3 protein-coding genes are annotated in these 2,001 nt (G+C 71.8%); all 3 read right to left on the reverse strand.

From position 1 onward, the window contains the following. Window positions 1–303: iron-sulfur cluster assembly protein (locus ABT08_RS11285; protein WP_288115003.1), on the reverse strand; the 303-nt coding region annotated here is incomplete at its 3' end. Next, a complete protein-coding gene (locus ABT08_RS11290) occupies window positions 290–892 on the reverse strand; it encodes a DUF1003 domain-containing protein (protein ID WP_137877786.1) in 603 nt (200 codons plus the stop codon). The genes ABT08_RS11285 and ABT08_RS11290, both read right to left, overlap by 14 nt. Further along, a partial coding sequence (locus tag ABT08_RS11295; protein WP_288115005.1) for a magnesium transporter MgtE N-terminal domain-containing protein occupies window positions 892–2,001 on the reverse strand: 1,110 nt, incomplete at its 5' end. The genes ABT08_RS11295 and ABT08_RS11290, both read right to left, overlap by 1 nt.

A 2,001-nucleotide genomic window follows, 5' to 3' on the forward strand; every position in this document is an offset into this window, starting at 1 on the left:
GCGCCCCGCGCGCAGGCGCTCGGTGAGAGCTGCGCGCTGCGCCGGCGTCATGACGCCCAGCTCGACCCGCACCGGCCGGTCGGCCACCGCGGCGGCGGCCGCCGCCACCTCCCGTTCGATGCGATCCGACGCCGGGCAGCCCACGATCGTGAGCGACACGGCGACGACGATCTCGCCGTCGGCCGCGCGCACGTCGGCGATCATGTCGAGCTCCGACAGCGGACGCCGCAGCTCCGGGTCGACGACCGCCCCGACCGCGCTGCGCACCCGGCCGGTCAGATCCGCCGGGTCACTGCTGCTCACGGGCCGCCTTGCGCTCGGCCTGCTCGCGGCGTTCGGCGCGCTGACGCTTGCGCTCGCGCTCCTCGGTGGCCGCGGCATCCTCACCCGTCGCCCGCGCGTCGAGGTCTTCGAGCAGGGCGCGCAGCTCGTCGCGCAGCGAGTCGCGCGTGAGCACATCGCGGCTGAGGTCGGTGAGCGCCAGACGCAGTGCGACGATCTCGCGGGCGAGGTACTCGGTGTCGGCGAGGTTGCGCTCGGCGCGCTGACGGTCCTGCTCGATCTGCACCCGGTCCCGGTCGTCCTGACGGTTCTGGGCGAGAAGGATGAGGGGCGCCGCGTACGAGGCCTGCAGCGACAGGATCAGGGTCAGGAGGGTGAAGTTCGTGACCGCCGGGTCGAACTGCGCCTCCCGCGGCACGAAGATGTTCCACAGGAGCCACACCACGACCACGACGGACATGCCGATGAGGAACCCGGACGTGCCCATCGCCCGCGCGAACGACTCCGAGAACCGGCCGAACGTGTCGTTCGACGGACGCGAGGAGCGCCCGAGCACCGAGTTGCGTCCGCGAGGCGCGTCGAACGCGCCGTCGCCGCCGCGGCGAGCCATCAGCGCGTCCTCCGGGTGGTCGACGTGCCCGTGCTGTCGGCGGAGCGCCAGTCGCGAGGCAGCAGGTAGTCGAGCACGTCGTCGATGCTGACGGCGCCGAGGAGGCGCCGTGCCGGGTCGACGACGGGGAGGGAGACGAGGTTGTACGTCGCCAGCAGGCGAGCCACCTCGCCGGCGGTCGCCGTCACCGGCAGCGGGTCGACCGTGTCGTCGATGATCGCGCCCAGCCGCTCATGCGGCGGGTAGCGCAGCATCCGCTGGAAGTGCACAGTGCCGAGCAGGCGTCCGGTAGGGGTCTCGTACGGGGGAAGCGTGATGTAGACCGCGGCCGCGAGCGCGGGGTGCAGCTCGTGGCGGCGGATGAGGGCGAGCGCCTTCGCGATGGTCGAGTCGGCCGAGAGCACGATCGGCTCCGACGTCATCAGACCGCCGGCCGTGTCGGGCCCGTACTGGAGCAGCGTGCGCACGTCCTCCGCCTCGTCGGGCTCCATGAGGTCGAGCAGCTCCTCGCGCTGGTCCTCGGGGAGCTGGGCGAGCACGTCGGCGGCGTCGTCGGGCTCCATCGCATCGAGGATGTCGGCGGCGCGCTCGTCGCCCAGGGCCTCGAGGATGTGCACCTGCTCGTCTTCGGGCATCTCTTCCAGCGCGTCAGCCAGACGATCGTCGGGAAGCTCCTCCGCCACCTCGAGGAGGCGGTCTTCGGGGAGGTCGAGGAGCGTATTGGCGAGGTCGGCGGGCTTGAGGTCGGAGAAGCTCGCGACCAGATGCTCGGCGGTGTGCTCGTGGCCGGGCGTGCTGCTCTCGCGCACGTCGCTCCAGTCGGCGAACGCCGTCGGGCCCTTCGCGAACGGCGACGCGCTCGTCTTCGGGCGACGCAGGAACAGCTGGCCGATCTCCCACTCCCCGAGGCGTGTGCGCTCGATGGCGACGTCCTCGACGACCGCGGTACCCGATCCGTCGACGAAGTGCATGGTCTTGCCCAGAAGCTCGGCCATGACACGCACCTCGCCCGCGCGGGGCTGGAAGCGTCGCACGTTGATCAGGCCGGTCGTGATCACCTGCCCGCTGGCGATCGACGTCACCCGTCCGATCGAGACGAACACATGTCG

Origin of the sequence: Microbacterium sp. SCN 71-21 (genome assembly GCF_001725695.1) — a bacterium.
Lineage (GTDB): Bacteria > Actinomycetota > Actinomycetes > Actinomycetales > Microbacteriaceae > Microbacterium > Microbacterium ginsengisoli.